8 protein-coding genes and 1 pseudogene are annotated in these 5,908 nt (G+C 23.5%); 7 read left to right on the forward strand and 2 right to left on the reverse strand.

Going from position 1 to position 5,908, the window contains the following annotated elements; genetic code table 11:
- Nucleotides 1-309 precede the first annotated feature (309 nt).
- From cutA to LUA84_RS00995, 5 genes are all read left to right on the forward strand, one after another.
- A complete protein-coding gene (cutA, locus tag LUA84_RS00975; RefSeq protein WP_231434012.1) occupies nt 310-633 on the forward strand; it encodes a divalent cation tolerance protein CutA in 324 nt (107 codons plus the stop codon).
- A 204-nt stretch (nt 634-837) separates the two neighbouring features.
- The gene (locus tag LUA84_RS00980) at nt 838-1,026 is read left to right on the forward strand and encodes a M24 family metallopeptidase (RefSeq protein ID WP_256443575.1); all 189 of its coding nucleotides are present in this window, start codon (nt 838-840) and stop codon (nt 1,024-1,026) included.
- A 570-nt stretch (nt 1,027-1,596) separates the two neighbouring features.
- The gene (locus tag LUA84_RS00985; protein WP_231434014.1) at nt 1,597-1,824 is read left to right on the forward strand and encodes a histone family protein; all 228 of its coding nucleotides are present in this window, start codon (nt 1,597-1,599) and stop codon (nt 1,822-1,824) included.
- Between the two features lie 311 nt (nt 1,825-2,135).
- Nucleotides 2,136-2,405 (forward strand): Fe-Mn family superoxide dismutase, encoded by a 270-nt coding sequence (locus tag LUA84_RS00990; protein ID WP_231434015.1) that lies wholly within the window; start codon nt 2,136-2,138, stop codon nt 2,403-2,405.
- A gap of 1,226 nt (nt 2,406-3,631) precedes the next feature.
- Nucleotides 3,632-3,862 carry a hypothetical protein gene (locus LUA84_RS00995; protein ID WP_231434016.1) on the forward strand — a complete coding sequence of 77 codons (231 nt, stop codon included), beginning with the start codon at nt 3,632-3,634 and terminating at the stop codon, nt 3,860-3,862.
- 267 nt (nt 3,863-4,129) lie between these two features.
- On the opposite strand, the gene LUA84_RS01000 is transcribed toward LUA84_RS00995, so the two are convergent.
- Nucleotides 4,130-4,381 carry an MGMT family protein gene (locus LUA84_RS01000; protein ID WP_231434017.1) on the reverse strand — a complete coding sequence of 84 codons (252 nt, stop codon included), beginning with the start codon at nt 4,379-4,381 and terminating at the stop codon, nt 4,130-4,132.
- 306 nt (nt 4,382-4,687) lie between these two features.
- Nucleotides 4,688-5,137, reverse strand: a pseudogene (locus LUA84_RS01005) (peroxiredoxin).
- A gap of 51 nt (nt 5,138-5,188) precedes the next feature.
- Here LUA84_RS01005 and LUA84_RS01010 point away from each other — a divergent pair.
- On the forward strand, nt 5,189-5,485 hold the full coding sequence (locus LUA84_RS01010) for an Lrp/AsnC family transcriptional regulator (protein ID WP_231434018.1): 297 nt from the start codon (nt 5,189-5,191) through the stop codon (nt 5,483-5,485).
- Between the two features lie 312 nt (nt 5,486-5,797).
- The coding region (locus LUA84_RS05025) for a redoxin domain-containing protein (protein WP_231434530.1) at nt 5,798-5,908 on the forward strand (111 nt) is incomplete at its 3' end.

Raw genomic sequence — 5,908 nt, forward strand, 5'->3', positions numbered from 1 at the left:
AATATAACAAAATTTGAAGTAATTGAAGATAATGATTTTTATATAAATTATATTGAAGGAAATAAACTTTTTGTTGAAATGATAAGAAGAATTATTACATTTTTAATTTCTGTTGGTTATANTTTGTTTCCTTTTTCCTTTGGATTTAATTGAAAAAGTTTTTATATATAATGTAATCCGAAACCATTTCCTTCAGATCCAAGATATCTAACATTAAAAAAGGTTTACTTGGATTGGAAAGAATTATATAAATATATTGAAGATGTTATTGAAATATAATGTTTTTAATATTTCTATAATAATATTGTTATGATTATAGTATTTCTATCTGTAAAAAGTGGAGATGGGATAAATAATTCTAAAAGAATATTAGAAAGAAAATATGCAATGTCTATAGATATAAAGAAAGTTGAAACATTGTATTTAGAAAATGATAATATTAAAGAGGAAGATAGGGAAATGTTATTAATAAAGACAAGAGAAGAATTATTTGATAAAATAGAAGAATTAATAAAAGAAATATATAAAAATAATATAATTGAAATCTATTCAATAAATGTTGAAGATGCAAATAAAGATTTCTTAGATTTATTGGAAAAAGAAACATCTATAAAGAAAATAAAAAATGCTTGAAGATTTAAAAAAGGCTTCTGAAATCACAAAAAAAGTAAAGAGAGAAGCTAGAAATTATTGAAACCTGGAGAAAGTATATATAATATTGTAGAAACTATTGAACAAAAAATAATAGATTTGCGGTGGATTTCCATCATTTCCTGTTAATATATCTATAAATAATATAGCAGCACATTATACACCAACAATAAATGATAGTACAACATTAAAAGATGGGGATGTTATAAAGTTGATTTTGGTGCGCAGGTTAATGGTTATTGTATGGATACAGCATTTACTGTAGAAATAAATGATAATAAATATAAAGATCTAATTGAAGCTTCTAGAAATGCATTAGAAAATGTTAAAAAAATAATAACAAAAAATATTGAAGATCTGAAATTGGAAAAGTAATAGAAAGTACAATTAAATCTTATAATTATAATCCAATATATAATTTATCTGGTCATAAAATAGAACAATATATTTTACATTCTGGAATTACAATACCAAATTACGATAATAAATCAAAAATAAAATGAACTGAAGGAATATATGCAAATGAGCCATTTGCTACAAATGGAGTAGGACTTGTAAGGAAGATAAGCCATCTGGAATATATTCTATAATGTCTGATAAACCAATTAGAGATCCAAATATTAAGAAATTTTTCCATGAGATATTATTAAATATAAAACTCTTCCTTTTGCATAAAGATGGGTATATAATGATTATAATAATAAAATAAACTTAAAATTATTTATAGAATATCTAAAAAAGAATGGAAAAATATATGAGTATCCAATATTAGTAGAACAATCTAATGGAATAGTAACTCAATTTGAAACAACTTTTTATATTTATGATAGAGTTTATGACATGATGGAAAAATATTGAGGGGATATTATATCATGGTCGTGTTAAATTGACTTAAACAAATGTTAAAACAAAAAGTTTTTATATTTGTTAGTCAATAATATTATTATGGCAAAGAGAACAACACCAATTCCAGTGGCACCACTATATAGAATATTAAGAAAGGCCGGTGCATCAAGGGTAGGACAGGATGCAAAATTAGCAATGGTAGAATCAGTATTGCAAGTAGCAGAGGAAATATCTGCTAGAGCAATAAAATCAGCAAAACACGCAGGAAGGAAGACTGTACATGAAGATGATATAAGGTTAGCAATTAGGGAACTTAGAGGCCTATAAGGATATATATTTTTTGAGTTTGTTTATTTTTATAAAACGTTGTTATAATATATATAGATGGAATATTCAGAAAGAAAACCAATAGATTTTGAAGAAGGAGAGGCCACAATTATTTGAAATGAAGGGTATTTCAGCAAAAACAATAGAAGAAAATTTGAAGATATATGAAGGATATGTAAAGAAATTCAATGAGATAAAACAAAGGCTAAATAATTTGAAAGATGAGGATTATAATGCAGCAAATGGAACTTATTCNTTAATAAGGGAATTAATAGTTGAATGGACTAGAGCTTTTGGTGGAATGATAAATCATGAAATATCACATTAGTCATTTAGGAGGAGAAGGTGGAAAACCTGGATCATCATTGGGATCTCAAATAGATAAAGACTTTGGATCATTCGAAAAATTCGTTAAAGAAATGAAAGCAACTGCTATGGGTGCAAGAGGATGGGCTTGGTTATTATGGTCTGATGATCTAAATAGATTGGTAATTAGTATATCCGATGAGCAAAATACATATATGGTACAAAATTCAAAATTAATATTGCACTACATGTATTTGAACATGCATATTATTTAGATCTATGGAAGTAATAGAAAAGGATATGTAGATGTATTCTTCGATAATATAGATTGGTCAGTAGTAGAAAAGAAATTTGAAGCATTAAAAGTATAATTTTTAACTTTTTTTAGATTCTATAATCTATGAATCAAATAAATTGAATAGTGAATCTGATTTTAAAAAATTAAACATAAAATTAAATATAAAAGGAAGGCAAGAATATTATGGAATGAAATGTNNTGATAAATATTATATATTTAATATAAATGAATGGAAAGAAAATTTAGCTTATAAGGAAATTATATATCTATTAGATTTTAAGGAAGAAGAATCATATAAAATAGATAGAATATATAAAAAAATGGAAGAGGATCCTTCAAAATTTTTTGATAACCTATTTAATAAATTTAATAATAAATATAAATACGAGGATGAGATAGATTATAATTTTCCATTTTTATCTTTATTAAAGAAAAATAAGTCAAATTATGAAGATATTATTATTATTAATATAAAAAACAATGAAATATATACACCGAATGTATATAAATTTTTATTGAAAAAGATTTGTATGGAGATATCTTATTATATATCTAAAAATCCTCATATTACTACAATAAAAAGACCTATAAAAACCATAAATTTTTGAGGGATTTTTTAATATTTTATAACAATAAAATAAATAAATATGAAATTTTAGAAAACATGGATGGAAAAATAATATCTGAAAATATAGAGGTATAATTTGAAAGAATTATGCGAAGAAGTAATTGAAAGCATTAGATAATGTCATTAGATTCAAAATCTTTATCAGCAATCGTTTCTTTACATTCTTTAGATCTATCAGAATTAAAATTTAAAAGTAAAGGCCCTTTAGGTGAAAGGTCTTTTTAAAATAGTTTAGATAAATTACATGGAAGTTATGGAAGTTATGGAATTTTAGCATACATCTTATTAGGAAATCTTCAAATTAGGCGTACTATAAATTATAAGGGAGGATATGTGTTCTATCTGGTCCAGTAGAAAAAATAATAAGCAAAGAAATTATAAAGATAATATTTGGAGATTCACCTAGAGATAAAGAGATAGAAGATTCAATACATATATATACAAAAAATGGAGAACTCTATCTGCCACAAAGATTAAAAGATCATACTATAGGAGAGGCAGAAATAGATGCTCTTGTTATTGCAAGAGGATACGATGGTAAATTATTTTTATATAATAATGAACTTAAAGGAGGTTTGATGAAAAATGAAAATGATGAAAGATATAAAAAAGCGCATTTGCAATTATTCAGATCTACTGATATTTTAATAAATGCTTTATTAGAAACAGAAATAATTAGTAAAGATTCTGAATTTTATACCTTTAGTTTGCATATTCAAGATATTGGTATAGAACCGTTTATCTCTTCGTATATAAAAATAGAAATCTTTATGCATATTATCTTAACAATGAAGATAAAAGTATAGAATATCAGATTCCCTTAAATGGACTGAAATGAAAAAATATTGCAGATTATAATAAAGATGAGTTTGAATATAGTATGGAAAAAAGAGGTATTATTTTATATTTACTAGGTTTAGGAAATCATAAGAATTATAAAAAATATAGGTAAGAAATATTAAGTGAAAAACTTTGTTGTATTATATTTTTATTCAAAATCTTTTACATTAGGTCTTATAAAGAACTAAGTAATAATTAAATTGTGTTCATATTCTAATAATTTTCTTTTAAATTCAACTCCTAAAGGATCTAGAACCAGAAATATCATTTTCTATAATAACTCTATGACATGGAATTAAAATAATAAATGGATTATTTTTTATGGCATTTAATATTGGTAGCATATTATATTTTTTATTTAGGCTATTATATAATTCCCTATATGTTATTGTTTTTCCAAAAGGTATTTCCAATATTTTTTCGTATATATATTTATATCTATATTTACTTATATCTATATTAAATTTCTCTTTATTAATTAGCACTCTATTTATTTTTTCTTGAAAAAATTTATCTAAATTTTCATCAAAAATTAGCTCNCCGTTAAATTATGAAATTTTGCAATTTTTACTAAATTTTTTGTTAATATATCTATATTATTATGTAAAGAATAAGCAACATTTTTCCATTTAACATTATGTATCCAGAATATAATTCATAATCAAATATTTTTATCATAATCAAACATTATTAGAAAAATTTAAATTATCCAGTAATTTGTTATTAAATATGGGTTGTANTAGAGGAAAAAGAAAGACTATAAAGAAAGTAAAGAATAAAAATAATTAGGTTTAAAGGCATTCGCCATGTAGTTCTTTAATTTTTTCTAATGTCTTGTCAGCATGTTCTGCAGCATTTTTTAATGATTTTAATGTTTCAATAATCTTTAAATTTTTATCTATTATAAAAGTAATTCTACTTGCCCCTTTTCCTCTATCACTTTTTGCATTAAATAATTTTTTTATCTTTAATTCAGGATCTGCAACTAATGGGAATTTTACACCATATTTTTCTGCAAATTTCTTCTGTGTATCTCATTTATCATTACTTACAGCAATTAATTCTGTATTATATTTTTTAAATTCTTCATATAATTCTACAAATCTCTTTAACTCTTGTGTACATCCGCTAGTAAATGCCTTTGGGTAGAAATACAAAACTACGAAATCTTTTTCCTTTAATACATTGCTCAATTTTATTTTTCCATTTGTACTTTCTGCTTCAAAATCTATAGANTCCATATATAATAGTGAATAGAAAACTTTATAATTATTATATTAAATTATTTATTAATGGTACGAAAATCGTATATAGATGATATAGATAATAAAATAATAAAGATATTAATTAATAACTCGCGTATATCAAACACTAAAATAGCAAAATTATTAAATATATCAGAAGCTTCTGTTAGAAAAAGAATTAAAAAAATAATGAAACATGGTATAATTAAAAAGTTTACAGTTGAATTAAATTATAACTTATTAGGGTANAAAAGAGTATTTATAGGATTGAATATAGATAAGGATAAAATATCTAATATATTAGAAAAAATATCTAAAAATAAAAATATAAAAGATATATATTAGACTGGAGGAGATCAGGATGTTTAATAGATTTCTTATATTCTAAACCTGAAGAACTTGATGAATATATAAAATATTTACAAAGTATTGAGGGTATTAAATCTGTATGGCCGACAATTGTAATAGATTATTATCAATTAGATAAATTTAGGTACGATTTTAACCTTTATAAAAATAATATATAACTATATTTTTTATGGAAGAAGAAAAATATAATGGGATTCCAAGAATAGGTAGTAGATTTCCAGAAGTAGAAGTAATACAANNNACGGAAAAATAAAATTGCCAGATTACTATAAGGGAAAGTGGTTTATATTGTTTAGTCATCCAGCAGATTTTACACCAGTATGTACAACAGAATTTGTAGAATTTGCAAAAATGTATCCAAAGATTAAAGAAATAGGTGTAAAAGTAACAGGATTGTCA

It is taken from the genome of Candidatus Nanopusillus massiliensis, from assembly GCF_920984865.1.